The organism is Solihabitans fulvus (assembly GCF_008386585.1).
GTDB classification, from domain to species: Bacteria; Actinomycetota; Actinomycetes; order Mycobacteriales; family Pseudonocardiaceae; genus Solihabitans; species Solihabitans fulvus.
Genome location: NZ_VUOB01000106.1, coordinates 1 through 26,150, shown reverse-complemented (window position 1 = coordinate 26,150; position 26,150 = coordinate 1). Strand labels below are relative to the sequence as shown.

General features: G+C 69.4%; 20 protein-coding genes, 1 tRNA gene and 1 pseudogene. 10 read left to right on the top strand and 12 right to left on the bottom strand.

The genetic code is table 11. From position 1 onward, the window contains the following. Positions 1–18: 18 nt before the first annotated feature. Together grpE and dnaK are read right to left on the bottom strand one after the other, a co-directional pair. Positions 19–744: a nucleotide exchange factor GrpE gene (gene grpE / locus F0L68_RS39910; RefSeq protein ID WP_149855124.1), complete on the bottom strand. Its 726-nt coding sequence runs from the start codon at positions 742–744 to the stop codon at positions 19–21. After that, positions 741–2,609 carry a molecular chaperone DnaK gene (gene dnaK, locus F0L68_RS39905; protein WP_149855123.1) on the bottom strand — a complete coding sequence of 623 codons (1,869 nt, stop codon included), beginning with the start codon at positions 2,607–2,609 and terminating at the stop codon, positions 741–743. Before dnaK ends, grpE begins: the two co-directional genes overlap by 4 nt. 222 nt (positions 2,610–2,831) lie before the next feature. On the opposite strand from dnaK, the gene F0L68_RS39900 reads away from it, so the two are divergent. Next, positions 2,832–3,413 (top strand): DUF5655 domain-containing protein, encoded by a 582-nt coding sequence (locus tag F0L68_RS39900; RefSeq protein ID WP_149855122.1) that lies wholly within the window; start codon positions 2,832–2,834, stop codon positions 3,411–3,413. Positions 3,414–3,445: 32 nt separating this feature from the next. Here F0L68_RS39900 and F0L68_RS39895 read toward each other — a convergent pair whose 3' ends face one another. Further along, complete coding sequence (locus F0L68_RS39895; RefSeq protein WP_149855121.1) at positions 3,446–4,267, bottom strand: DUF4097 family beta strand repeat-containing protein; 822 nt, start codon at positions 4,265–4,267, stop codon at positions 3,446–3,448. Positions 4,268–4,511: 244 nt separating this feature from the next. Here F0L68_RS39895 and F0L68_RS39890 point away from each other — a divergent pair, with 244 nt between their 5' ends. Beyond that, on the top strand, positions 4,512–5,921 hold the full coding sequence (locus F0L68_RS39890) for a purine-cytosine permease family protein (RefSeq protein WP_149855120.1): 1,410 nt from the start codon (positions 4,512–4,514) through the stop codon (positions 5,919–5,921). Here F0L68_RS39890 and F0L68_RS39885 read toward each other — a convergent pair. Together F0L68_RS39885 and F0L68_RS39880 are read right to left on the bottom strand one after the other, a co-directional pair. After that, the gene (locus F0L68_RS39885) at positions 5,840–6,442 is read right to left on the bottom strand and encodes a TetR/AcrR family transcriptional regulator (protein ID WP_149855136.1); all 603 of its coding nucleotides are present in this window, start codon (positions 6,440–6,442) and stop codon (positions 5,840–5,842) included. The genes F0L68_RS39890 and F0L68_RS39885 overlap by 82 nt on opposite strands. Before the next feature lie 11 nt (positions 6,443–6,453). Further along, positions 6,454–6,774 (bottom strand): DMT family transporter, encoded by a 321-nt coding sequence (locus F0L68_RS39880; RefSeq protein WP_306463219.1) that lies wholly within the window; start codon positions 6,772–6,774, stop codon positions 6,454–6,456. Positions 6,775–6,916: 142 nt separating this feature from the next. On the opposite strand from F0L68_RS39880, the gene F0L68_RS39875 reads away from it, so the two are divergent. After that, positions 6,917–9,136, top strand: a complete 2,220-nt coding sequence (locus tag F0L68_RS39875; protein ID WP_149855118.1) for a (Fe-S)-binding protein — start codon at positions 6,917–6,919, stop codon at positions 9,134–9,136. 79 nt (positions 9,137–9,215) lie between these two features. On the opposite strand, the gene F0L68_RS39870 is transcribed toward F0L68_RS39875, so the two are convergent. From F0L68_RS39870 to F0L68_RS39860, 3 genes are all read right to left on the bottom strand, one after another. Further along, positions 9,216–10,406, bottom strand: coding sequence for an acyltransferase family protein (locus F0L68_RS39870; protein WP_223199567.1), 1,191 nt, complete (start codon positions 10,404–10,406; stop codon positions 9,216–9,218). A gap of 207 nt (positions 10,407–10,613) precedes the next feature. Then, the gene (locus tag F0L68_RS39865) at positions 10,614–12,026 is read right to left on the bottom strand and encodes an SdrD B-like domain-containing protein (RefSeq protein ID WP_149855115.1); all 1,413 of its coding nucleotides are present in this window, start codon (positions 12,024–12,026) and stop codon (positions 10,614–10,616) included. 153 nt (positions 12,027–12,179) lie between these two features. Beyond that, complete coding sequence (locus tag F0L68_RS39860; RefSeq protein ID WP_188317090.1) at positions 12,180–13,466, bottom strand: SdrD B-like domain-containing protein; 1,287 nt, start codon at positions 13,464–13,466, stop codon at positions 12,180–12,182. A 278-nt stretch (positions 13,467–13,744) separates the two neighbouring features. Here F0L68_RS39860 and F0L68_RS39855 point away from each other — a divergent pair, with 278 nt between their 5' ends. After that, positions 13,745–14,725 carry a cation diffusion facilitator family transporter gene (locus F0L68_RS39855; protein WP_149855113.1) on the top strand — a complete coding sequence of 327 codons (981 nt, stop codon included), beginning with the start codon at positions 13,745–13,747 and terminating at the stop codon, positions 14,723–14,725. Here the strand turns inward: F0L68_RS39855 and dcd are convergent. Then, complete coding sequence (dcd, locus tag F0L68_RS39850; protein WP_149855112.1) at positions 14,722–15,303, bottom strand: dCTP deaminase; 582 nt, start codon at positions 15,301–15,303, stop codon at positions 14,722–14,724. The genes F0L68_RS39855 and dcd overlap by 4 nt on opposite strands. An 80-nt stretch (positions 15,304–15,383) precedes the next feature. Between dcd and F0L68_RS39845 the strand changes: the two genes are divergently transcribed. The 3 genes and pseudogenes from F0L68_RS39845 to F0L68_RS42945 all read left to right on the top strand — a co-directional run bounded on the left by F0L68_RS39845 (position 15,384) and on the right by F0L68_RS42945 (position 17,165). Continuing rightward, a tRNA-Gly gene (locus F0L68_RS39845) sits at positions 15,384–15,454 on the top strand. 591 nt (positions 15,455–16,045) lie between these two features. Beyond that, positions 16,046–16,303 (top strand): annotated as a pseudogene (locus F0L68_RS39840) (NsdA family TPR-like regulatory protein); the annotation flags it as partial. Between the two features lie 670 nt (positions 16,304–16,973). After that, positions 16,974–17,165 (top strand): YegP family protein, encoded by a 192-nt coding sequence (locus F0L68_RS42945; protein ID WP_188317089.1) that lies wholly within the window; start codon positions 16,974–16,976, stop codon positions 17,163–17,165. A 653-nt stretch (positions 17,166–17,818) separates the two neighbouring features. Here the strand turns inward: F0L68_RS42945 and F0L68_RS39825 are convergent. Next, positions 17,819–18,622: an NAD(P)-dependent oxidoreductase gene (locus tag F0L68_RS39825; RefSeq protein WP_149855108.1), complete on the bottom strand. Its 804-nt coding sequence runs from the start codon at positions 18,620–18,622 to the stop codon at positions 17,819–17,821. A gap of 71 nt (positions 18,623–18,693) precedes the next feature. Between F0L68_RS39825 and F0L68_RS39820 the strand changes: the two genes are divergently transcribed. Beyond that, positions 18,694–19,602 carry a LysR family transcriptional regulator gene (locus F0L68_RS39820; RefSeq protein WP_223199566.1) on the top strand — a complete coding sequence of 303 codons (909 nt, stop codon included), beginning with the start codon at positions 18,694–18,696 and terminating at the stop codon, positions 19,600–19,602. 32 nt (positions 19,603–19,634) lie between these two features. On the opposite strand, the gene F0L68_RS39815 is transcribed toward F0L68_RS39820, so the two are convergent. After that, positions 19,635–21,731, bottom strand: a complete 2,097-nt coding sequence (locus F0L68_RS39815) for a hypothetical protein (RefSeq protein ID WP_149855106.1) — start codon at positions 21,729–21,731, stop codon at positions 19,635–19,637. 121 nt (positions 21,732–21,852) lie between these two features. Next, positions 21,853–22,563: a Crp/Fnr family transcriptional regulator gene (locus tag F0L68_RS42940; RefSeq protein WP_188317088.1), complete on the bottom strand. Its 711-nt coding sequence runs from the start codon at positions 22,561–22,563 to the stop codon at positions 21,853–21,855. A gap of 598 nt (positions 22,564–23,161) precedes the next feature. Between F0L68_RS42940 and F0L68_RS39805 the strand changes: the two genes are divergently transcribed. Both F0L68_RS39805 and F0L68_RS39800 read left to right on the top strand, forming a co-directional pair. Continuing rightward, positions 23,162–23,908 carry a response regulator transcription factor gene (locus F0L68_RS39805; RefSeq protein ID WP_223199565.1) on the top strand — a complete coding sequence of 249 codons (747 nt, stop codon included), beginning with the start codon at positions 23,162–23,164 and terminating at the stop codon, positions 23,906–23,908. A gap of 217 nt (positions 23,909–24,125) precedes the next feature. Beyond that, entirely contained in the window at positions 24,126–25,961 is a 1,836-nt protein-coding gene (locus F0L68_RS39800; RefSeq protein WP_149855135.1) for an acyl-CoA dehydrogenase, read from the top strand. Positions 25,962–26,150 lie beyond the last annotated feature (189 nt).

Sequence of the window (26,150 nt, the reverse complement as noted above, 5' to 3'; positions counted from 1 at the left end):
CTCAGCTGACTTGTGTGCTCAGGCCTGCTCGTCGACGGGCACGTCGACGATCGGCTGCTCGGACCCGGGCTCGTGGTCGGTGACCGCGACGAGCGCGGGCCGGACCATCCGGTCGCCGAAGCGGTAGCCCCGGCGCAGTACCCCGGTCACGGTCGGGCCGCTCACCTCTGGCGAGGTGTCGTGCTGCACGGCCTCGTGCACCGAGGGGTCGAACGCTTCGCCCTCGTGGCCGAACGGCTCGAGGCCCGCCCGCTGGAGCGAGGTGACCAGCTTGTCCGCCACGGCCTTGAAGGCCCCGGTCAGGTCGCCGTGCGCGGACGCCCGCTCGACGTCGTCGAGCACGCCGAGCAGCTCGCTCGCGACCTGCGCCTTGGCTGCGGTGACCACGACCTCGCGGTCCCGCTCGACGCGCTTGCGGTAGTTGGCGTACTCCGCGGTGAGCCGCTGGAGGTCGGCCGTGCGCTCGTCGAGCTCGGCCCGCAGGCCCGCGAACGCGTCCGACTCGTCGGCGACGGCGTGTCGGCCGCCGTCGGCGTCCCCGACGGTCGGGTCAACGGGCGGGACGGCCGGCGAACCGGTCTCGTCCGCCGTGCCGGGCACGCTGTCCTCGACCGAGTGCCTGACCTGGCCGGTCTCCGGGTCGATGCGTCGACGATCCCTGACCACCACGTGTGGCTGCTCCTCCCCCTGCTCCCCCGGCCGCGCGGCCGGGGGAGGAGTGGGCTGCTGCTGTCCCTGGCTCACTTCTTCGGGTCCTCTTCGACGATCTCGGCGTCGACGACGTCGTCGTGCTGCCCGGCCGCGCCGCCGGCGGCACCCGAGGCGCCGGCCGCACCGGCGTCGCCGCCGGCCGCGCCGGCCTCGGCGCCGGTGTTGGCGTAGAGGGCCTGGCCGAGCGACTGCGACTCGGTGGCGAGCTTCTCAACGGCGGTGCGGATCGCGGCGATGTCCTCGCCCTTGAGCGCCTCGCTCGCCTCGTCGACCGCGGCCTTGACCTTCTCCTTGACGTCGGCGGGAAGCTTCTCGTCGTTCTCCTTGAGAACCTTCTCCGTCTGGTAGACCAGCGTCTCGGCCTGGTTGCGGACCTCGGCCTCGTCGCGGCGGCGCTTGTCCTCCTCGGCGTGCGCCTCGGCGTCCTTGACCATCCGCTCGATGTCGTCCTTCGGCAGCGCGGAACCGCCGGTGATCGTCATCGACTGCTCCTTGCCCGTGCCGAGGTCCTTGGCGGACACGTGCACGATGCCGTTCGCGTCGATGTCGAAGGTGACCTCGATCTGCGGCACGCCGCGCGGGGCGGGCGGCAGGCCGGTCAGCTCGAACATGCCGAGCTTCTTGTTGTGCGCGGCGATCTCGCGCTCACCCTGGAACACCTGGATCTGCACCGAGGGCTGGCTGTCGTCGGCCGTGGTGAAGATCTCCGAGCGCTTGGTCGGGATCGTGGTGTTGCGCTCGATGAGCTTGGTCATGATGCCGCCCTTGGTCTCGATACCAAGCGACAGCGGGGTGACGTCCAGCAGCAGGACGTCCTTGACCTCGCCCTTGAGCACACCGGCCTGGAGGGCGGCGCCGACGGCGACGACCTCGTCCGGGTTCACGCCCTTGTTCGGCTCGCGGCCGCCGGTCAGCTCCTTGACCAGCTCGGCGACGGCCGGCATGCGGGTGGAGCCGCCGACCAGCACCACGTGGTGGATGTCGCCGACGCTGATGCCGGCGTCCTTGATCACGTTGTTGAACGGCGCCCGGCAGCGGTCGAGCAGGTCGGAGGTGATCCGCTGGAACTCCGCGCGGGACAGCGTCTCGTCGAGGAACAGCGGGTTCTTGTCCGAGTCGACCGTGATGTAGGGCAGGTTGATGTTGGCCGTGGACGAGCTGGACAGCTCGATCTTGGCCTTCTCGGCGGCCTCGCGGATCCGCTGGAGCGCCATCTTGTCCTTGGTCAGGTCGATGCCGCTGCTGGTGCGGAACTTCTCGACCAGCCAGTCCACGATCCGCTGGTCCCAGTCGTCGCCACCGAGGTGGTTGTCGCCGCTGGTCGCGCGGACCTCGACGACGCCGTCGCCGAGCTCGAGCAGGGACACGTCGAAGGTGCCGCCACCGAGGTCGAAGACCAGGATGGTCTGTTCCTTCTCGCCCTTGTCCAGCCCGTAGGCCAGCGCGGCCGAGGTGGGCTCGTTGACGATGCGGAGCACGTTGAGGCCGGCGATCTGGCCGGCTTCCTTGGTGGCCTGCCGCTGCGCGTCCTCGAAGTAGGCGGGGACGGTGATGACCGCGTCGGTGATCTCCTCACCGAGGTAGGCCTCGGCGTCGCGCTTGAGCTTCATCAGCACGCGCGCGCTGATCTCCTGCGAGGTGTACTTCTTGCCGTCGATCTCGGTGGCCCAGTCGGTGCCGATGTGGCGCTTGACCGACCGGATCGTGCGATCGACGTTGGTCACCGCCTGGTTCTTCGCCGGCTGGCCGACGAGCACCTCGCCGTTCTTGGCGAAGGCCACGATGGACGGGGTGGTCCGCGAACCCTCCGAGTTGGCGATCACCGTCGGTTCACCGCCCTCGAGGACGGCGACGACGGAGTTGGTCGTCCCCAGGTCGATGCCGACCGCTCGCGCCATGAGTTCCTCCTGCTTAGTGCGTGTGTGCTGAGTTGGCGTCTCGCCGCTCGTTGAGCGGCCCCAGCTCAAGTCTGGGCGGACCTATGTTCCACCGTCAAACCGGACTTGAGCCCGCTACGCTCAATCTTCCTGCCAGTCCAACGGACGCGCCAGCCGGGATGTTCCCGAGGCGGTGTGACATGGACCTCAGCGAGTGTCGGGTGGGCGGGTTAGTTTCGCCTGATGACAGGTCAGTCGAAGTCGCCCGCCGAGATGATGGCCGCGGTGACCGCGTCGATGCGCGAGCGCACCGGCCGGGACCTGGACGAATGGGTCGCGCTGGTGCTCGCGTCCGGACCGGACCCGCTCGACCAGCACGCGGTGCGCGCCTGGCTGCGGGACGAGCACGGAATGGGGCAGAACTCGCAGTGGGCGGTCGCCTTCGCGGCGGCGCGCCGGGCCGGCTGGCGCGAGCCGACCGTCGCCGAGTACGTCGACGGCCAGTACGCCGGGCGCAAGGCCGCGCTCCGACCGATCTACGACCGCGTCGCCGAGCTGGCCACCGGCCTCGGCGCGGACGTCACCGTCGAGGGGCGCGGCAGCTACGTGCCGTTCGTGCGCGCCAGGCAGTTCGCCGCCGTGCAGGCGGCCACCCTCGGCAGGGTCGACCTCGGCCTGCGCTTCACCTCGCCCCCGGACAGCGCGCGGCTGCGGCCGGCGAAGGCCCCCGGCCAGGCGACCCACAAGATCGCGCTGACCGGGGTGGACGAGGTGGACGCCGAGGTCGAGGGCCTGCTGCGGGCCGCCTACGAACAGAACGGCTGACCCGGCAGGAAGAGGCTTGCGCGGCAAGGACTTCAGGCCGCCTTGACGGCGACATCGCCGCTGCTGGTGTGCAGGGTCAGCGCGTGCGTGGCGGCCGGGTCCTGCACGACGTCGACCGAGCGGTTCCCGGAGTTGGTGTCGACGGCCACCCGGTAGTTGCCCTTCGGCACGGTCAGGGTGACGTCGCCGCTGCCGGTCTGCGCGGTCACCGACGCCATCGTGGTGAACCCGAGGTCGATCTCGCCGGACGAAGTCTTCACGTCGGCCTGGTCGCCGCCGAGGTTGGCTCCCCTGATCCGGCCGGAGCCGGCCTGGACGGCCAACGCGCCGCGCACGCCGTCCAGCGCCACGCTGCCGGAGCTGGACTTGACCGTGGCCGCGCCGCCGACGTCGGAAAGCGTGACGCTGCCGGAGCCGACCTCGACCCGCACCGAGCCGGCCACCCCGCGCGCCGTGACCGAGCCGGAGCTCGTCCGCACGTCCGCCTCGGCCACCTTGGTCAGCTCGATGCTCCCCGAGCCGACCCCGCCGGTGATCTTCACCCCGGTCGGCGCCACCACGTCGTAGTCCACCGAGCAGTTGTTCTCGCCGCAGCCGCGCAGCACCAGGGTGTCGCCGCCGTCGACCTGCTGCGTCACGCCCGGCTTATTCGTCGCGTAGTGCACCTCGCGGTGCACGGTGGTGCCGGTCGCGCCGTCCTGCGTCCTGAGCCTGACGCTGCCCGAGCCGAGGCCGTCCAGCCGAACCGCCGCGATCTTCTCGGCGACGGGGCTGTCGTCGGAGAACGTCTCCCGGTTCGTCGTCAGCAGCCCGCAGGCGCCGAGCACGACCAACCCGGCCACCGTGGCCGTCACCAGACCAATTCCAAGCGCCCGCGCCATTTTTCGCCCCTCGAGTCCGGCTTTCCCCTTGCTCAGGAGGCTAGGGGTGGCAGGTCAGGGACCGCATCCGGGAACACCCCCGGGTTTCGGGTAGGGGTGTCCCTACCCTCGCCGCGCCGATCGTCTGGCATCGCAGACGGCTTCGGCCGATGCGGTCTGGTCCGGGCGGTGTGCGAGATCACTAATTGACGGATCCCCTCCGGACGAAGGAGCTGCTGTGGCAGGTGCGTTGGAGGTCGAGCGCAGGTCCATCGATCCCGTTCCCGAGTCGGAGCGGCACGGGCATCCCAGGAGCCTGTTCACGCTGTGGTTCGCGGCGAACATGCAGATCACCTCCGCGGTGACCGGGGCGCTGACCGTCCTGGTCGGGCTGCACCCGCTGTGGGCGCTGGTGGCCGTGGTGCTCGGCAACGCGCTCGGCGGGGTGCCGATGGCGCTGCACGCCGCGCAGGGGCCGAAACTCGGTGTGCCGCAGATGATCCAGAGCAGGGCGCAGTTCGGCGTGCACGGCGCGGTGCTGCCGCTGCTGCTCGTCGTGGTGATGTATCTCGGGTTCTTCGCCAGCGGCAACGTGCTCGGCGGGCAGGCGGTCGCCGGCATCACGCACCTGCCGATCGACGTCAGCATCGCCTGCTACGCCGCGCTGACCGCCCTGGTCGCGATCCTCGGCTACCGGCTGATCCACCGGTTCGGCTGGGTGGCCTCGGTGCTGTCGGTGGTGGTGTTCGTGTATCTGTCCGTGCGGCTGGTCGCGGGCAAGGACGTCGGCGCGGTGCTGGCCGCGCCGAAGTTCGACCTGCCGGCGTTCCTGCTCGCGCTGTCGCTGACCGCGTCCTGGCAGTTGACCTTCGGCCCCTACGTCGCGGACACCTCCCGATACCTGCCGTCGACCACGTCGGTGCGGTCCACGTTCTGGTGGACCTACGGCGGCACGGTGCTCGGCGCGAGCTGGGCGATGTGCTTCGGCGCGTTGGCGTTCGCGGTGGCGGGCAAGGCCTTCAAGGGCCACGAGGTGGACTACATCGTCGGGCTCGGCGGCGGCGCGCTGGTCGTGCCGCTGCTGCTGGCCATCGCGCTTGGCAAGTTCACCGTGAACGTGCTCAACGTCTACGGCGGCTACATGTCGGTGGCCACCACGCTGACCGCGTTCACCCGCAGGGCCGCGCTGTCGCGGGGCGGGCGGATCGCCTACATCGCCGTCGTCGCGGTGCTCGGCGCCACGCTGGCGATCCTCGGGCGGGGCGACTTCCTGCGGAACTTCATCCTCTTCCTCGAGTTCCTGCTGTACTTCCTGACGCCGTGGAGCGCGATCAACCTGGTCGACTTCTACCTGGTGCGGCACGAGCGCTACGACCTCACGGCGATCTACGACCCGGACGGCGCGTACGGCAGGTGGAACGGGCGGGCGCTGCTCGCCTACGCGATCGGCATCGCGGTGCAGATCCCGTTCGCCAACGCCGACGGCGTGTTCGTCGGCTTCCTCGCCCCGCTGCTCGGCGGCGCGGACGTCTCGTGGCTGATCGGGCTGACCGTGCCCGGCCTGCTCTACTGGCTGTTGCTGCGCGGCCGCAGCGGCGCGAGCAGGAACGCCACGACGGGCCGGAAGTCGGCCTCGGTCGGCGGCTGATCGGCGATCAGGGCCTGCATCAGCAGGCCGTCGACGCCGACCACCAGCGCGCGGAAGGCCACCTCGTCGGCGTGCGGGACCAGCCCGGCGAGCAGGTCGATCCAGCGGCGGGCGGCCGGCCGCAGCTCGGGCCGGCGGGCCGCGAACAGGTACAGCTCGTACTCGGCGAGGGTGCGGCCCCGGTCCCGGCCGACGGCGGTGGCGAGCAGCCGCGCCACGGCGTCGATGAGGTCGGCGGTGGCGCCGACGGCTTCTTCCGCTTCTTCTGCGAACGCGCGCACCAGCTCGGCGGCGGCCTCGGCGAACCGCTCGGCCGACCACAGGAGGGTCGCGGTGAGCAGGTCGTCGAGGCCGGCGAAGTAGTAGGTGGTCGCGGTGGTCGGCACCTCGGCCTCCCTGGCCACCGTCCGGTGCGTGACGCCGGCTACCCCGTCCCGCTCGATCACCCGCAGGGTGGCCTCGACGATCGCGCGGCGGCGGCGTTCGCCGCGCGCCCGCCTGCCGTCCGTCTGCTCGGTCACCGTCTGCTCGGTCACCGCGCCTGGCCCAGTTCCAGCATCACGACGCCGCCGATGATCAGCACCAGGCCGCCGGCCATGGTCAGGTTCATGCTCTCGCCGAGGAACAGCGCCCCGATGACGGCGACGAAGGCGACGCCGACGGCCGACCAGATCGCGTAGGCGACGCCGATGGCCATGCCCGCCTTCAGCGCGAAGGACAGCGCGGTGAAGGCGACGAGGTAGCCGACGACCAGGACGATCGACGGCACCAGACGGGTGAAACTCTCGGACAGCTTGAGCGAGATCGTCGCGGCGATCTCGGACACGATGGCCACGCCGAGCCACAGATACATGGTCACTAGTGGGACGATAGTTCAACTAGTTTGACCGGAACACGTCCCCGGTTGTGCGACCCCGGCCACGTCCAAGTGGTTACTGGTCAGTAATGAGGCGTAATCTCCCCAGGCAATACGTATCGGACCGGAGGACGCGAACATGGGTGCCCTGCAGCTCACGCTGGGCCTGGTCGGCGTGCTGTTCAGCCTCGCCGCGTGGGCGGTGTTCATCTCCGGCGTCGTCCGGATGGTGCGCATCATTCGGCTCGGCCAGCCCGACCCCACACGCAACGGCCCCTTCGTTCCCCGCATGGGGACGCTGATCAAGGAGTTCGTGGCGCACACGCGGATGGCGAAGCTCCGCAAGGTCGCGCCGTGGCACTGGATGGTGATGTGGGGCTTCCTCATCGGCAGCCTCGTGTGGTTCGAGGCCTACGGGGAGACCTTCGACCCGACCTTCCACTGGCCGCTGTTCGGCGACCTCGCCGTGTGGAACCTGCTCACCGAGCTGCTCGGCTGGGGCACGGTGGTCGGCGGCGTCGCGCTGGTGATCATCCGGCAGCTCAACCACCCGCGCCGCGCCGACCGGCAGTCGCGGTTCGCCGGCTCGAACTTCCGGCAGGCGTACTTCGTCGAGGCCGTGGTCATCATCGAGGGCATCGGCATCCTCGGCGTCAAGTTCTTCAAGGTCGCCAGCGGCATCGAGGAACAGCCGAACTGGGCGAACTTCCTGTCCAACCCGATCGGCCACGCGCTGCCGTCCAGCACCGCGGCCGTGTCGATCCTGGCGCTGATCAAGCTGCTGTCCGGCATGGTCTGGCTGCTGGTCGTCGGCAGGACGCTCACCATGGGCGTTGCCTGGCACCGGTTCAGCGCGTTCTTCAACATCTACTTCAAGCGCGAGGACGACGGCGACGTCGCGCTCGGCGCGCTCAAGCCGATGATGAGCGGCGGCAAGCCGCTGGACTTCGAGGAGGCCGACCCCGAGAAGGACGTCTTCGGCGCCGGCAAGATCGAGGACTTCTCCTGGAAGGGCTGGCTGGACTTCAGCACCTGCACCGAGTGCGGCCGCTGCCAGTCCCAGTGCCCCGCGTGGAACACCGGCAAGCCGCTGTCCCCCAAGCTGCTGATCACCCAGCTCCGCGACCACGCCTACGCCAAGGCCCCGTACCTGCTGGCCGGCGGCAGCAGGGACATGGCGGGCGACGAGGTCGGCATCACCGGCGACGACGCCGAGGCGCGGCTCGCCAAGATCGACGTGCTCGCGCTCGCCGAGGCCGGCAGGCCGCTGATCGGCGGGCCGGACGAGCTCGGCGTCATCGACCCCGAGGTGCTGTGGTCGTGCACCAGCTGCGGCGCGTGCGTCGAGCAGTGCCCGGTCGACATCGAGCACGTCGACCACATCGTCGACATGCGCCGCTACCAGGTGCTGATCGAGTCGAACTTCCCCAGCGAGCTCGGCGGGATGTTCAAGAACCTGGAGAACAAGGGCAATCCCTGGGGACAGAACGCCAAGGACCGGCTCGCCTGGACCGAGGGCCTCGGCTTCGAGGTGCCGGTGTTCGACGGCGAGCTGGCCGCAGACGTCGAGTACCTGTTCTGGGTCGGCTGCGCCGGCGCGTTCGAGGACCGCGCGAAGAAGACCACCAGGGCCGTCGCCGAGCTGCTGCACACCGCCGAGGTGAAGTACGCGGTGCTGGGCTCCGAGGAGACCTGCACCGGCGACCCGGCTCGCCGCGCCGGCAACGAGTTCCTGTTCCAGATGCTGGCGCAGCAGAACGTCGAGGTGCTCAACACCGTCTTCGAGGGCCGCACCCCGACCCAGCGCAAGATCGTGGTCACCTGCGCGCACTGCTTCAACACGCTCGCCAACGAGTACCCGCAGGTCGGCGGCCAGTACGAGGTCGTGCACCACACGCAGCTGCTGAACAAGCTGGTGCGCGAGCGGCGGCTCGTCCCGGTCGCGCCGATCACCGAGGACGTCACCTACCACGACCCGTGCTACCTGGGCCGGCACAACAAGATCTACGAGGCGCCGCGCGAGCTGCTCGGCGCGGCCGGCGGCACGCTGCGGGAGATGCCGAGGCACGGCGACCGCTCCATGTGCTGCGGCGCCGGCGGCGCGCGCATGTGGATGGAGGAGCGGATCGGCAAGCGGATCAACCTGGAGCGGGTGGACGAGGCGCTGGGCACCGCGCCCGCCAAGATCGCCACCGGCTGCCCGTTCTGCCGGGTGATGCTCACCGACGGCGTCACCGCGCGGCAGGACGAGGGCGTCGCCCCGCAGGCCGTCGAGGTCGTCGACGTGGCCCAGCTGCTGCTGTCCGCCGTTCGGCGCGGCCAGCCCGTCGACAACGGCCAGCCGGTGGCCGGCGAGTAGCCAAGACAGCAGGCCACCGATGCCCCGGGTCGCGATCGCGGCCGGGGCATCGTCGTCCTCAGCCCTCAGCCCTCAGCCCTCAGCCTTCCGCCGGACCGGCGCGGAGGCCGGTGGACCGGTCCGCCAGCGGGACGGAGCCGCCGTCCGGCAGGCGGTACTTGACCCGGAACTGGAGGAACAGCTTCTCCACGCCGTGATAGGTGAGCCAGGAGACGGCCAGCACCAGCGGTATCGCGGCCACCGAGGTGATCAGCCCGTTGTGCAGGGGGCTCACCCCGGGCAGCGCGATCCAGACCCGGTGGCTCACCAGCACCGCGAGGATCGCGTAGTGCAGCAGGTAGACCGAATAGCTCAGCTCGCCGACCTTCGACAGGGCCCTGGACCACCAGCCCGTCGACCGGCAGGTGACGACGTAGGTGAGGATCACCAGCGCCCACACCGCGCCCTCGACGTCGGGCCACAGGATCCGCCAGGCCGCCTGCGAGCGCTGACCCTGGAGCTGGTTGAAGGCCCACAGCATGCCGACCGCCAGCGCGGCGGCACCCGCGACCTTCCACCACCCGAGGAACCGGTCCCGGTGCCGGACGAACAACCACGCGGCGACCATGCCGAGCAGGAACTGGTCGATCCGGCCGGCCAGGCTGTCGTACAGCATGAGGTGCTGGGCGTTGGCCGCCCACACGAGCATCCTGACCGCCACGACCGCGCCGAACAGCCGCAGGAACTGGCGAAGGCCGAACCGGCTGAGCAGGGCGTTGAGCGCGGGGAAGAGCACGTAGAACTGCATCTCCACCGCGATGGCCCAGAACACCACACCCACCGCGCCGAACTGCAACGCCGCCGGCCAGTTGCCGAAACCGAGCACCTGGAGCGCGAAACCCTGGACGGTGAACTCCCACGGCTTCATCGCGATGGCCAGTACGACGATCAACAGGAAGAGCGGATAGATCCGCAGCAGCCGGTTGGACATGAAACGGCCGAACGAGATCCGGCGGTCCAGCGTGCCGATCGTGAAGATGAAACCGCTCAGAGCCATGAACAGGGAAACGCCGGTGTGTCCCTCGTAGACGATGGTGGCCAGCGGGTTCGTCGAATACGGCCAGTCTCGGTCGCGGTCGAACGGCCGATCGCCCGACATCGCCATCATGAACAGTTGAGTGCCGTGATAACACACCACGAGCAGGGCCGCGAACGCCCTGATGTGATCTACCGACCCTAAATAGGGCCTGTTCTCGCTACGCAAGACTCCCCCAGTTTTGCTGTGTGCCACGCGGAATTCCGAAAGCCGGTCCCCTGCTTTTCGGACATCAGATGGACGCCCATTCGCGCCGACGGTTGCCCGAATTATCAAACCGTCTTCTCGCAGTTACCTCGGCGCAGGAATGGGTCGTCTCCCGTATCGAGAGCCGCAAAGAGCCCGGATCCACGGGTGTGGATCCGGGCTCTTCAGTGTTGAGCTACGGCGTCACATTTCCGGTCAGGCACGCTTGCGGCGAGCGGCCCACACCGCGGCACCGCCACCGACCAACACGACAACGCCGAGACCGAGCACACCAAGCGGCGCGACACCCGTGTTGGCCAGCGCCTTCGTCTCGGCCACCGGAGTCACCGCAGCATCCTGCACGGCGGCAGCGGGAGCAGCGGCGGCGGGAGCGGCGGCCGGAACGACCGCCACGGGCGTCGTCGAGTCGACCGGAGGAGCGGTGGTCGGGGTCGACTGCGGGTCGGCGACGACGACCTTGGCCCTGGCCACGTCGTTCGACGGGTTGGTGTCCGTGCTGCCGTGGGTGCTCACCAGCCGCATGACGACCTCGCCCGTCGTGGCGCGGTCCGCGTGCACCGGAATCACGGCGTACCGCGAGTAGCCGCTCTCCTGGTTGCGGAGCCAACTCACCTCGTCGGTCCGGTCGTTGATCTTGTCGACAGACGCCGACGGCACGAAGAACTTCCCGAACGACAGGCCCTCGGGCAGCTCGACCCGCAGCGCCGACATGCCGGGCCAGTCGTTGGTCAGGTCGATCTTCGCGGTCACGGTCGCGTCCTCACCGGCCCGCAGCGACCCGAGGTCCTTGTCCGAGGTGAGGGTCACCCCCTGGTCGGCCTTGGGCGCGGTGTAGCCGACGTCCACGTGGTCGCGGACCTCGCCGGCCTTGAGGGTCGAGTCGGGCAGCCATCCGTTGGCCCAGTCGAAGTCCGAGTCGGTGTCGGCGGGACCCTGATGCGGCCGGGTGATCACATAGCGCGTCGTGGGATCGATCGCTGGGGCCTGCGCGGAGAAGTCCATCGTGGGCAGGTCGTCGAACCGGTAGCTGCCGTCGGGTCCGGTCACCACGCTCGTGAGATAGTCATGAATGGTCACCCCAGGTAACACCGCCTCGCCCGGCTGACGAATTCCGTCACCGTTCAGGTCCTTCCAGGCTATTCCGGAGACGGAAGCGCCACGCAGACCGAAATTCGCCGCACACTGGCTGGGGCCGACCTCGCAGGTGATCGTTCCCGGGGTTGTCTCCAGGTATCCCGACGCACTCATATCGCTGATCGTGTAGGTCCCAGGGACGAGGTCGCCCACTCGGAAGCGACCGTGCGCGTCGGTCTTGAACACGCCGATCTCCTTGTTGTGGGTCGTGTCGAAGATCCGCACGGAGGCGGTCGTGACGCCGGGCTCGCCGGCCTGCGCAGCGCCGTCACCGTTGCGGTCGAACCACACGGCGCCCGCGATGCTGTTGGCCCCCGGGTCCGCGACCGCGGTGCCGGTCACCGCGAGCGGCACGAGGGTCGCCGCGGCCACGCCGGCCGTGACGGCAATTCGACGGGCAGTTTTAAGCGTCCAGAATTCCATTTCTACCCCAGTTCCAGTCTCGTTCGTGCCGACATCAAGAAAGACGTCCACCGTTCGGCACGGTTGCACTGATCCACCGGAAATTTCACGGAATCCAAGCGCCGAAAGACGGCAGCGAAAGAGCCCGGATTCACAGCGTGAATCCGGGCTCTTTCGTATTGGGTTATAGCGTCCTCGTGTTGGGTTACAGCGTCACATTTGCGGTCAGACGCGCTTGCGGCGAGCGGCCCACACCGCGGCACCGCCACCGACCAGCAGGACACTGCCGAGACCGAGCACACCAAGCGGCGCGACACCCGTGTTGGCCAGCGCCTTCGTCTCGGCCACCGGAGTCACCGCAGCATCCTGCACGGCGGCGGCGGCGGGGGCGGCGGTGTCGGTGGACGGCGCCGCCGGGGTGCTGCTGGTAGCAGGAGCGTCAACCGCGCTGATCTTGCGGGTCAGCACGTTGTTGTCCGGGTTGATGTCCTTGAAGACCCCGCGAGGGACCTCGAGCTTGATCTCGGCTGCGCTGAACGCCTTCACGACCTGGACCTTCGCGCCGATGAACTCCCAGTCGTTGCGGAACCGGCGCTCGTGGAACTGGCCGACGACCTGCTGTCCCCGCACCTCCGACGGCATGCCGCCCTCGCGGTCGAGGACCTTGAGCCCCTCCGGCAGGGTCAGCGTCGCGCCGAGCTGCTCGGCGACAGCACCGGCGTTCTGCACGTTGCCGTAGACCGTGAAGGTGTCACCGACCTGGAAGGTGTCCCTGCCCCCGGGAACACCGTCGAAGCCGATCCTCGCCGCCACCAGGTCCATGTTGGCCGGCACGAAGCCGGTGTCGAAGTTGTCGATCTGGGTGATCGAGCCGTTCGCGCCCTTCTCGATCTTCACCGGAGCCGACATGCCGTCCGTGAGGTCGAACTTCGAGGCGCCGTGCGCGTCCGGGAGCTGCCCCGGCTTCCACAGGGCGTTGGCGTAGCCGGTGCCGTCCAGGAGGCTCCGGTCGTTGGTCTGCAGCGTGTAAGTGCCGACCGGAAGGTCCTGGAGGCAGTACCTGCCGTCCGCCCCGGTGTTGACGTACTTGGTGCCCTGCCCGACGATGCCGACGGTGTGGTTGGGAATCACCGGCTCGTCCGCCTGCCGCCGGTTGTCGTTGTTGAGGTCCTTCCACGCGGTGCCGCAGATCGAACCGCCCCGCACTCCGAAATTGACGCCGCTGACGATGCTGCCGTTCTTGACGGTCACCTTCTGCGTGCCCTGCGTGGTCGAGGCGAATGCGTCGTCGGCGTAGCTGATTTCGTAGTCGCCATCGGCGACGTGCGTGACCGTGTAGTTACCGTTGTTATCCGTGGTGAAGTTGCCCGTCTTACCATCGGCAACACTGCGGAAGTGAATCTCCACATTCGGCCGCACCGGCTCGTCCGCCTGGCGAATCCCGTCGCCATTGCGATCGAAGAACACGCTGCCACCGATAGCACCGCCGGGCAGCGGGTCGGCGAATGCCACGCTCGAGAACATCAGCGGAGCCGCAACAACAGCGGCAACGGCAATCCCGGCCGAGATGCGGCGGGCAGCATTGTTCCTCATGATTTCCATCGGGATTCCCTCAGTTAGCCGTGCTTGTTCCGACATCGAGAAAGACGCCTACCCAGGGGGGAGGTTGCGCGGGTTCTGAGAAATTCCTGAGCGTTGCTGCGGCGAGACCGAAACGAGACCCGCGGGGCGCGGGCGCGGCCCCGACCATAGGGTTCCGGGGTCGGCAACGAAGTCCCATGGAGGCGGCGATGGCGGAGCGCGACGGCGGCGAGAGCACGCTGACGGTGCTGCTCGCGGGCGGCGTGAACCTCGCCATCGCGCTGATGAAGCTGTTCGCCGGGCTGGCCACCGGGTCGGCCGCGCTGCTGTCCGAGGCGGCGCACTCGGTCGCGGACACCTTCACCGAGGTGCTGCTGCTGACCGCGCTGCGCCGCTCGGGTCGGCCCGCGGACCGGCGGCACCCCTTCGGCTACGGCAAGGAACGCTACTTCTGGTCGCTGCTGGCCGCCGTGTCGATCTTCGCCTCCGGCGCGATGTTCGCGTTCTACGAAGGCTTCCGCACGGTGTTCGGGCCGCAGCAGGAGCAGTCCAACGTGCTGGTCGGCCACGTCGTCCTCGCGGTGGCGTTCGTGCTGGAGTCGGTGTCGTGGACGCAGGCCGTCCGGCAGGTCCTGCGGGAGGCCAGGGCGGAGGAGCGCACGGTGCGCGCCTACCTGCGCTACTCCGACGACCCCACCAGCAAGACGGTGCTGTTCGAGGACTCCGCCGCCCTGGTCGGGCTGGTGATCGCCTTCGCGGGACTCGGCCTGCACCAACTCACCGGCTCGTCGGTGTGGGACGGCGTCGCCTCACTGGCCATCGGCGTGCTGCTGGCCGTGGTGGCCTACCTGCTCGGGCGGACCAACCGGGGGCTGCTGATCGGACGGCAGGCCGACCCGAGGCTGGTGCGGCGGATCCGCGACCGGCTCGCCGCCGTGCCCGAAGTGGAGCAGGTGGTCGACCTGCTGACGATGCTGACCGGCACCGACAGCGTCCTGCTGTGCGCGCGACTCGACTTCGACGACGCGCTCGGCGCAGCCGACCTCGAACGCGCCTGCGTGCGCATCGACGGCGAACTGCGCGCCGAGTTCACCGACCTGGACGAGATCTTCCTGGAACCCGTGCCGCGCAACGATCCCGAGCTGCGAGCCAGGGTGCTGGCGCGCTACGGAGACATCCTGGACGGCTAGCGCCGGGTGTCCGTGCGGTGGAAGTTGAGGTAGGCGCGCGACGGCGTCGGCCCGCGCTGGCCCTGGTAGCGGGAACCGGCCTGCGCCGAGCCGTAGGGGTGTTCCGCCGAGCTGCTCAGCCGGAACAGGCAGAGCTGGCCGATCTTCATGCCGGGCCAGAGCGTGATCGGCAGGTTGGCCACGTTGGACAGCTCCAGCGTGATGTGGCCGGTGAAGCCGGGGTCGATGAAGCCGGCGGTCGAGTGGGTCAGCAGCCCGAGGCGGCCGAGCGAGGACTTGCCCTCGAGGCGGCCCGCGAGGTCGTCGGGGAGGCTGACCAGTTCGAAGGTGGAGCCGAGCACGAACTCGCCGGGGTGCAGGACGAACGGCTCGTCGTCCTCCTTCTCCACCAACGACGTCAGCTCGTCCTGCTGGATGCTCGGGTCGATGTGTGTGTACTTGGTGTTGTTGAAGACCCGGAAGAACCGGTCCAGCCGAACGTCGATGCTCGACGGTTGGAGCAGGTCGACGTCGAACGGGTCGAGCCCCAACCGCCCGGACTCAACCTCTTTGCGCAGATCACGGTCACTCAGCAACACGCGCATCAGACTAGAGGACACGCCTGAGAGGGAGGTCGGTGCACGGTCGCGACGGCGTCGTGTAGCCTCATCCAGGCACTGCGGGCGTGGTTCAATGGTAGAACATCAGCTTCCCAAGCTGAGGACGCGGGTTCGATTCCCGTCGCCCGCTCAGACAATACGAAGGCCCAGGCCAGGAGCGGTTTCGCTCCCAACCTGGGCCTTCGTCTTGTGATCGTGTCAGAGCATCGCCGTGCTGTCCGCGTGCTGTTCAGCCAATCGGAGCGAGCACGCAGGCCGCCCCGTCGTCCTGGTCCACGTCCGTGGCGCCCGTGCCCGCACCGCATTCGCTGGTTCCGGGGACCGCGTGACTCCCACGATGCGGAAACCCCTGCGCCGCAAGAAACCGACGACATCACGTTGGCCGACCTCGGCCTTACCTACGCGGCCTCTCTGCCGGTTACGGCGGAAGCAGTAGCCGAGCTAGGGAAGCACGACATGGAACGCAGGCGCTTCCTGACCGGCGCGCTGTTCACCGTGGCCGCGTCAGTCGGACCCAGCCGCGACTGGCTCCTCGCCACGCTAGACGAAGCGTCCTCCGCAACCGGCAAGATCAGTACCGAACAGGTGGACGCCATCCGCCGGACGTTCGGCGTCTTCCAGGAGCTGGACGTGATGCGCGGCGGCGGACACGCCCGCCGACAGCTCGCCGCCTACCTCACCGGGCACGTCGTGCCGCTGCTCCGCACGAACGACCCGACCACCGCCAACGGCGGAGCGCTCTACGAGGCAGCCCGCGGAACAGCTGTACCTGCTCAGGTGGATGGCGTTCGACAACGGCGAGCACTCCCTCGCCCAGCGCTACCTGATCCAATCGCTCCGCCTGGCGCAAGCCGCCGGGAGCCCCGAGCTTGGCGCCCATGTCCTCGCCGGCCTGGCAGACCAGGCCACGCTGACCGGCAACCCCGACCAGGGCGTGCAACTCGCCAATTGCGTCGCGGGAGCCAGCGCCTACGAGTAGGACTGCGTCCAGCTCATGCGTGAGGCTATGGGCCTACATCTCGAAGGACTCCGCGAGGACGGCCTTCCGACTCCAGAACCAACCGCCGTCGCATCGCTCGTCCTCCCGACTTCATCCGTTCCGGCCGCTTGAGCCCATCCGGACGAACCTCTCTGCCGCCGCGTTCAGAGTTTCTTTTCTTGGTCAAGGCGGCCCCTGCGGGGCCGCTCGGCCGCACTGTGCTGATCCCGACCGGCAGCGCTTCACGGCCCCGTCTCTTTGTCGCTCGGGCAAGCGGGCGGGGCCCGGCCTTCGGCCACCCACCCGCGCCCGGCGACGGGAGGTAGGGCCTACCCCGGCCAGCCGGGACAGCGGCCGAGCGACCCCACAGGAACCGCAATGGTCTAAATCTTCACGGTGTCTCGCCCAAACAGCCTTGTCAAAACAACCCCCCATTCGGTGGTCAAAGTGTGATGCTCGTCACTCACTTGAATAAGGTGATCTGTGGATAACTCGGTAATAACAGTCGTGTAACTCCTGGTCAGACGTATGCTCCCATGTGGGCGAGTACGAGATGGAGTGTGCACAGCCTGTGGATACCACTACATCTCGTGGCGAACATAGGTTCGACTTACTTGCGAGCTTGAGGCCGGGGTGCTCAACTTTCATTCAGTGCGCACCGTCACAGCGTGTGCACACCGAGGGAAAGGGGGTCGCCGTGGTCTTCAAGATCCTTCCGGCGACGAACGGCCAGTGGTACTTCCGGATCATGTCCGGGAGCAACATCCTCGCTACGAGCGAGACCTACGTGAGCAAAGCATCTGCTCGCAACACCGCCCAGCTGATCATCAACAACGCTGGGACCGGTCGGATCGAGGAGTAGTTCCTCGGGATGCCAAAACCCCGTGTTCCGAGGTGATCGCAACACCTCGGACCACGGGGCCGGTCTCCTAGAGTAACGAACGCCTGAACCAACAGATGCGGCCGAATGGTCGTGCAACGTTCGGCCGGTTCGCAGGCGCCACGACAAACCGTTCAGAAGCGCAGAGCTCGGTACGAGCTCGAGGTGGTCGACAAGCCGGGCTGTCTTGGCGCACGGCTGCCGCGCCCGTGGACAGCTCAACGCCTTGGCGGCGTCGACCAGCCCACCGGCTTGCCAACGGGCTTTGGTCCCGGCGGGTGCGGGACAGTTACGGGACAGAAGACAGCTTCACTTGAGTTTGTGCAGTTCAACGGTCTAGTGGCCCGGTTTCCAAACGCCGCACGATGGAACTACGGGGCGGGGCAGCCGCGACTAAGAATCAGGTGGTCTTGCTGTCTACGTGCTGTTAGCCCTGGTCAGCAACGGTCAACAGCGGTCACTCGTGACTCGCCCCGAGCGCAGGTCAGGGCGCGTTTCCAGCCAGGCACTACGGATTCCCAAGCTGAGGACGCGGGTTCGATTCCCGTCGCCCGCTCCATAACGTGTTTCAGCACGACAATGGGGGTTCCTCCCGAATTCGGGAGGCACCTCCACTGTGTTGCCGCCGGGGATTGTCACCCGTTGCCGTCGGTGCCTGTTCTGATCGCGTCGACCACTCGGGCGAGGTCGTGGTCGGCGAGTTCGGGGTGGTCGGCGAGCAGGTCGCGGACGGCGGTCAGGACGGGGCCGCCTGCTGCGAGCGTGAGGTCCTTGGTGGCCAGGCGCACCGGGAAGTCGGCGTCGCGAGTGGTGGCGCGGGTGACCGCGCCGCCGAGCGGGCCGGCGGCCAGGGTGCGCAGGACTAGGTCCTCCGGCAGACCAAGGGAGTCCGCCAGGGCGAGCGCCTCGCCGACGACGGCGACACCCGCGATGACGGCGCTGATCAGCACGAGTTTGAGGGCCGCGCCGGAACCGGGGCCGCCGCAGCGGACGACGCGGCCGAGCGTTTCCAGCACCGGCGTGACGCGGTCGAGGTCGGCGGGGTGGCCGCCGGCGAGCACGGTCAGGCCGCCCGACCCCGCAGGGCCGACGCTGCCCATCACCGGCGCGTCCACGACGACCGTGCCCGGCGGGAATCGCCTGGTCACCTCGGCGACGGCCGCCGGGCCGACCGAGGACATGTCGATCCAGACCGCGCCAGGCGGCAGCTCGTCGGCGAACCCGGCCACGACGGCCTCGACCGCGGCGGGGTCGGCCAGCATCGTGATCACGAGGTCGGCGTCCCGGACCGCCTCGGCGGGGCTGGCGGCGACCTCGGCGAACCCTGTTGTGCGTGCCGCGCTGCGGTTCCAGACCGTCAGGGTGTGCCCGGTCGACTCGAGCCTGCGGGCCATCGGCAGACCCATGCGACCGAGCCCGAGGAAAGCGATCTTGTTCATGCCGTCGACGTTAGGCACGGCCGAGCCAGGCGACAAACGAATGTCTCGCATGGTTAGCATGCGATATGGACATGGCTTGGCTGGAGGTCTTCCGCACGGCGGCCCGGCTCGGCTCGTTCACCGCTGCCGGGGACACCCTCGGGTACACCCAGTCCGCGATCTCCCGGCAGATCTCCACGCTGGAGGCCGAACTCGGCGCCACGCTGTTCGACCGGCTGCCACGGGGCGTGCGGCTGACCGAGCACGGCCGCGCCCTGCTGCCGCACGCCGACGCCCTGCTCGACCGCCTCGACAGCACCCAGCGGGACCTCGCCGCGCTGACCGAGCTGACCGAGGGCCGCCTGCGGGTCGGCGCATTCGCCACGGCCAACGCCGCCCTCGTGCCCGGCGCGCTGGCGGCCTTCCGCGCCGCGCACCCCCGGATCTCGGTCTCGCTCACCGAGGAGCTGTCCGCCGCGCTGCTGGACCACCTGCACTCCGGCGACCTCGACCTCGCCGTCGTCGCCGCGTACCCGGGCCACGTGTTCGACCGCGACCTGTTCGACCTGCGCCACCTCGTCGACGACCCCGTGTTCGTCGCGCTGCCGCCGGACCACCGCTTCGCCGGGCGGAGCGACGTGCGGCTGGCCGAACTCGCCGACGAGAACTGGATCGCCAGCAGCCGACGGGTCGAGGACACGCTGCTCAGCGCGAGCGCGGCCGGCGGGTTCCTGCCGCGCGTCGAGTACGTCGTCGGCGGCTGGACCTCCAAGCTCGGGCTCGTCTCGGCGGGGCTCGGCCCGACGCTGATCCCCTCGCTGGCCGCGCCGTCCGCGCGCCGGGACATCGCCCTCGTCGCGCTGCACCCCGACGACACGCCCGTGCGCCACGTGCACACGGTGACCCGCCGGGGCCGGGCCGTGCCGCCCGCAGTCACCGCGTTCCTTGGACACCTGGCGACCTCGGCGACGCGCGTTGGGTATCCGTTGCCGCACAACTAGGGCGGGCGTGGACGGTTCCGCGATGGTGGCGCTCAGCGGACTCTCGCTCCATGGGCGACCGGATGAGCGGGCGCGTCGAACGCGTCGAGCAGGGCCGCGGTCAGTGCGTCCGGCAGGCGTTGGCCGGCGGCCGGCCTGCGCAGCTCGCGGCCGAGCAGTCCGCGAAGCTGCCGCGCCTTCCGTCCCGACAGGTGGGCGCGCAGCTGGCTGCCCAGCGACCTGGCCAGTTCCCTGCCCTGTTCGCCGCCGCCGAGCGCAGCGAGGGTGGCGCGCAGCGCGTCGACGGCCCCGCCGCGTCGCCGCGCGCCGCGCAACGCCTCGGCCCACAGGCAGCCCAGCGTCGGCGCGCTGGCCCGATCGGACCGCAGCACGAAGGCGGCCATCGGCTCCCCCGTGTCCGGCCGCACCGCCGCGAGCACCGCGACGACGGCGGCCATGGCGTTGTCGACGCGGCGCGCGGTGCTGTCGACGCGCGCCGTCTCCCGCAGCGCCCTGCCGAGGAAGTCGAGCACCACCACGGAGTCGACGGTCTCGGCGGCGGTCCCGCAGAACAGCGAGTCGAGCGACTCGCGGGCGAGACGGGAGACTTGGCCGTCGCGCAGGGCCAGGTGCCACAGCCTGGTCAGCGCCTCGGCCGGGTAGCGGATGCCGAGCACACCGGCGAACGACATCGCCGCGGTCGCCCGCCGCCCCGGGCTCTGGTCGCCGGCCATGGCGAGCGCTAGTCGCAGCGCGACCGGCGCGAGCGCGTCGGTGAAACACATCCAGGACAGCACGTAGGACGCCGTCAGCCACTGCGTCGGCTCACCGTCGGACCAGGGCGCCAGAAGGGACTCCCGCACCTCGGCCGGCGCGACCCGGCACAGCAGCGAGACGCCGAGCGCGAGCTGCACGTGCGCCTCGGACACGGGCCGCTGCGCGGCGATCTCGTGCGCCCACGCGCACAGCGGGCCCCACACCTCGACGCTGTGGCGGTCGTGCAGCTCGGCGATGACCCGCTCGCGGTGGGACTCCGATCGGAATACGAGCCGGTGCTCGCCGCCGGACTCGCCGGGCTCGGCGGGCAGGTGGCTGGACAGGGCGGGCAGGCTGGTCTTCTGTCGCCGGTCGACGGCGTGCTGCGGCGGTTCGGTCTTGTCGGCGGGACCTCGATCCGTCGCCGCCAACGCCTCGCCGGCCAGTGCGAGCAGGCGCTGTCGGTGCGCCTCGAAGGCGGGTTCCGGGAGGCCGTGGGCGAACGCCAGCGCGGCCACGGACAGCACGTCGCGGAGCGAGCGCCGGTCGTCGAACCAGTCGGCCACCTCGCCGGGCGCGGGGTCGTCCAGCGCGCCGAGCGCCGCGTCGACGCCGTCGGGCAGCCGCGCGGCGACCTCGATCACCTCGCGGGGCAGCGTCAGCGCGGCGACCCGGTCGCGCAGCCTCCGGTATGCCGGGTCGTCGGCGGCCGGCCGGTCGACGTCGGCGACCAGCATGTCGAACAGCCACGACGGGTTCGGCGCGCGCCACGGCACTGACAGCTCGCGCAGGTGCGGGCGGGTGGCCGCGTCCGCGTCCGCGGTGACGACCAGGAACGAGCCGATCCTGATCAGCTGCTGGACCAGCCGTTCCACGTCGAACCGTTGCCGCGCGGTGGGTTCGCCGGTCTCCACGCGGTCCCGCACGAGGTAGCCCGTGCCGGGACGGAGCCCGCCCTCGGCGGCCAGCTCGCGGAGCGCGGCGGACGGCGCGAGGTCGACCAACGGCTCGCCGTGGGTCAGCACGCGGCCGAGCAGCGCGATCGCGCCTGCGCGTCGGCCGACCCCCTCCGGGCCGGCGAGCACCAGGAGGTGGCGTTCCCGCAGGCCGGCGACGGCGGCGTCGAAACCGTCCGGCGGCACGTAGCCGGCGAGGACGCCGGCCACCTCGGCCGCGCCGATCGGGCCGGTGACGGTGCGAGCGGAGGCGTGCACGGCGATGCCGAACCTGGCGCGGCCGGCGTGCGGGTCGCCGTAGAAGTTGTTGATGACCTGGTTGTGTCGGCGCCATTCCGCCGACGGCACCTGGTCGACGCGGGCCCGGTCCTGGTCGGGCGGCAGCGGGGCGGCCCCGGCCTCGGCGCCCGCAGGGGCGGGGGCCGGCTCCTCAGACATGCGCATACCACGCTTTAATGGCCCAACTGGGGACAAGTCGGTCTGCCTTTCTCTGCGGAAACGCGCACTTGGCACGTTCCGCCCGGGAAACTTCCCACCAAAGGACCAGCGTGAATCCCCGCTAGTGGGGATTCTCTTCGGCGATTTCGGCCCGCCTGCGCAGCCGTTCAACGTCGCGAACCAGGACACTTCGGTAACCCCAGCGAACGACGCCGATTTTTTCGAGCTTGCGCAGTTCCGTTTCGGCGGTGCTGCCGCTGACACCGGCCAGCGAGGCCAACTGCCGCTGGGTGAGGGACACCCCGAGGTCAAGGCCGTCCTCGGCGGGCCGCCCGTAGGCGAGCGCCAGCTCGGCGAGCACCCTGCCGACCCTGGTCGGCGCCGGCCTCGCGGTGAAGTCGACCCGTCGGCGGTTGGCCCACCGCAGGCGCGCGGACAACATCCGGCTGATACCCGTGGCGACCTCGGGAAACTCCTCGGTCACCCGGTCCAGTTCGGACCTGCCGATCGTGCGCACCTCGGCAGGCGTGCACGTCCACACCGTCGCCGAGCGCGGCTTCCCGTCCAGCGCGGCCATCTCGCCGACCAGGTCGCCGCCTGCCCGGATGGCGAGCAGGGCCTCGCCGCCGACGTCCGCGATGGCGACCACCCTGACGAAGCCGGCGACGAGCAGCACGACGTGGTCGCCCGGCTCACCCTGTCGGAGGATGGCCTGCCTGGCTGGGCACAGGCGACGGCGACCGGCCGCCAGCAGGGTCTTGCGGGCCTGCTCGGACAACCGTCCCAGCAGGCTTTCCACCGGCCAACCATCGGCGGTGATGCCATTGTTCACGCTGTCCTCCACCGGCTGCGGGAAACGGGCGCAGTCGGGTGCGACAACACTCGACAGGTGAACGGGTGAGCCAACCAGGGCGTGTTCGACACAGCGCGTCTCCGTGTTGAAAAGCAGGCGTTGACAATAGCGAGAAGCTCGCATGCGGTGAAGCAGAACAGCGGAATTTGCGCGAGAAATCAGATGGCCGGAGATGGGGCCAGGCCCCAGCGCGGTAATCATCGAGTGACCCTGCGTCATTGTCGCTGGTATGGCTTCCGGGAACCGATCTATGACAGGCGGGAAAGAATAGTTTTCCATGAATGCGATTCGCTTTGCCGCCGCCGCTGCGACCGCAGCCGCGACCACCGCGACCGCCGACGCGACGGGCGGAACCGGAATCGCCCGACCGACCGAACTTCCCGCAGCGTCGCGCGGCGGCGCGGCTGGCACCGGGCGACCGCCGCGACCCCCAGCGTTACCGTGATGTCCGTTTTCTACCCGTGTGGGTGAGGTTCCGAGATGAGTTCACACAAAGTTGCGCCTATCGCGTCAGGAGGCGACGGCCCGGGCGTCTCGCCTGAAAGGGTGACAGATCGGAGCTCAGATGCGCGGAGCCATGAACCCACGCCCGCTGTGGACGGCGGGCGCGACCCGGTCTGCCTCCGGTGAGCCTGGGATAGCACTGGTCGATCCGATTCCGCTGTTCCGCGAGGGCCTGTCCTCGCTGATCCTGCGGACTCCCGGCATGCGGTGGCTCGGCTCGACCGGCCACCTGCACACGGCGGTGAAGCTGCACGACCGGCTGCACCCGAACGTGATGATGATCGACTCGGTGCTCGACCCGCGCGCACACCTGGCGCAGGTGCTGCGGAGCAGCGACCCGACCCTGGTCGTGCTGGCCCTGGTGCGGGAGCTGCACCGCAACGTCGGGTACCTCGCGGCGGCGCGGGCCGTCGGGGTGCAGGGCTTCGTGCTGCGCACGTCCGAGCCTGCCCAGATCGTCGAGGCGATCCGGCGCACCTACCAGGAACGCCAGTACATCGACCCGACGCTGGCACCGCTGGCCAAGGGGCTGGTGCCCGGCCACCAGCCGACGCCCCAGCAGCCGCTGTCCCGGCGGGAGTACGAGGTGCTCCAGCTCATCGCCGACGGGCTGGAGAACCAGGCCGTCGCCAAGAAGTTGTTCGTGTCGGTGGAGACCGTGCGCACCCACGTGAAGAGCATCCTGCGCAAGCTGCGGGCGCGGGACCGCACGCACGCGGTCGCCCTCGCCTTCCGGGCCGGGCTGCTCGCCTCGCACCGGGAGGCGCAGGTGCCGACCCAGTCGTCGACGCTCGACCGGCCGGCGGTCAACGAGGGCTGACACCCCGGTGGCGCCACCACCGGGTGGTGCCCGATTTTCCGTATCGACGCTGACCAGCGGAAACACGATCTTTACTTCCGTTGGCTGCGCCACAACCGGGCGATTCGACCTTGCCCGGGTTACTGACAGGTAATACTCTGTTGTTACCGGTCAGTAGGGGACAAGGCCCCGCCGGGGACCGCGCAGACCGCGCACGTTTTCAGGGGTGAGCTACGAGATGGGCCACTACAAGAGCAACGTCCGGGACCTTGAGTTCAACCTCTTCGAGGTCTTCAACGTCCAGGACCGCCTCGGCACCGGGCCGTTCGAGGAAGCCGACGAGGACACCGCGCGCGGTGTGCTCAGCGAGCTCAACAACCTGGCCGTCGGGCCGCTGGCGGAGTCCTTCGCCGACGCTGACCGCAACCCGCCGGTGTTCGACCCAGCGACGCACACGGCGACCCTGCCCGACTCGCTCAAGAAGTCGTACAAGGCGCTGTGGGACGGCGAGTGGTACCGCCTCGGCCTGCCCAACGAGCTCGGCGGCCTCGGCATCCCGCCCACCGTGCAGTGGGCCGCCGCCGAGCTGATCCTCGGCGCCAACCCGGCCGCCTTCATGTACATGGCCGGCCCGAACTTCGCCACGATCCTGTACAAGAACGGGACCGAGGAGCAGCAGCACTGGGCCGAGCTGATGATCGAGCGCGGCTGGGGCGCCACGATGGTCCTCACCGAGCCCGACGCTGGCTCCGATGTCGGCGCTGGCCGCACCAAGGCCGTGCTCCAGGAGGACGGCTCCTGGCACCTGGACGGCGTGAAGCGGTTCATCACCTCCGGCGACCAGGACATGACCGAGAACATCATGCACCTGGTGCTGGCCCGTCCCGAGGGTCCCGGCATCGAGGCCAAGGCCGGCACCAAGGGCCTGAGCCTGTTCCTGGTGCCCAAGTTCCACTTCGACACCAAGACCGGCGAGGCCGGCGAGCGCAACGGCGCCTTCGTCACCAACGTCGAGCACAAGATGGGCCTCAAGGCGTCCACCACCTGCGAGCTGACCTTCGGCCAGCACGGCACCCCGGCCAAGGGCTGGCTGCTCGGCGAGGTGCACGACGGCATCGCCCAGATGTTCCAGGTCATCGAGTACGCGCGCATGATGGTCGGCACCAAGGCCATCGGCACGCTGTCCACCGGCTACCTCAACGCCCTCTCCTACGCCAAGGAGCGGGTGCAGAGCGCCGACCTGACCAGGATGACCGACAAGACCGCGCCGCGCGTGACCATCACGCACCACCCCGACGTGCGCCGCAGCCTGATGCTCCAGAAGGCCTACGCCGAGGGCCTGCGCGCGGTGTACCTGTACACCGCGACCTACCAGGACAAGATCGCGGCAGGTGACGAGGACGCCAAGCTCGCCGAGGGCGTCAACGACCTGCTGCTGCCGATCGTCAAGGGTGTCGGCTCCGAGCGCGCCTACGAGCAGCTCGCGCAGTCGCTTCAGACCCTCGGCGGCTCCGGCTTCCTCCAGGAGTACCCGATCGAGCAGTACATCCGGGACTCGAAGATCGACTCGCTGTACGAGGGCACCACGGCCATCCAGTCGCTGGACTTCTTCTTCAGGAAGATCGTCCGCGACAAGGGCCAGGCGCTCGCGCACATCAACGGCGAGATCCAGAAGTTCCTGGACAGCGAGGGCGGCAACGGCCGACTCAAGGAGGAGCGGGCGCTGCTCAAGCAGGGCCTCGAGGACCTCCAGGGCATGCTCGGCGGCCTGATCGGCTACCTGACCTCCGCGCAGGAGGACGTGCGCAACATCTACAAGGTCGGCCAGAACTCGGTGCGGCTGCTGATGTCCGCCGGTGACGTGCTGGTCGGCTGGCTGCTGCTGCGCCAGGCCGAGATCGCGCTCGCCAAGCTGGACGGCACGCCGTCGGCCAAGGACAAGCCGTTCTACGAGGGCAAGATCGCGGTGGCGTCGTTCTTCGCCAAGACCGTGCTGCCCGAGCTGTCGGCCCGCCGCAAGTCGCTGGAGTCCACGGACAACGCGCTGATGGACCTCGACGAGGCGGCCTTCTAGACCACCGTTCCCGCGGTGTCACGACTGCGGCGGCGGCCCGATCCCCCGGGCCGCCGCCGCAGTTCTCGTTCTGTGCCAGGACTTTCTCCGGCACCGGCTCTCTCGGACAGCCACCAGCTCTCCCGGACAGCCCCCGCCCATCCCTAGGGGCAATGCCACTTACTTAGGGTGTGCCGGAAAATAAACTAG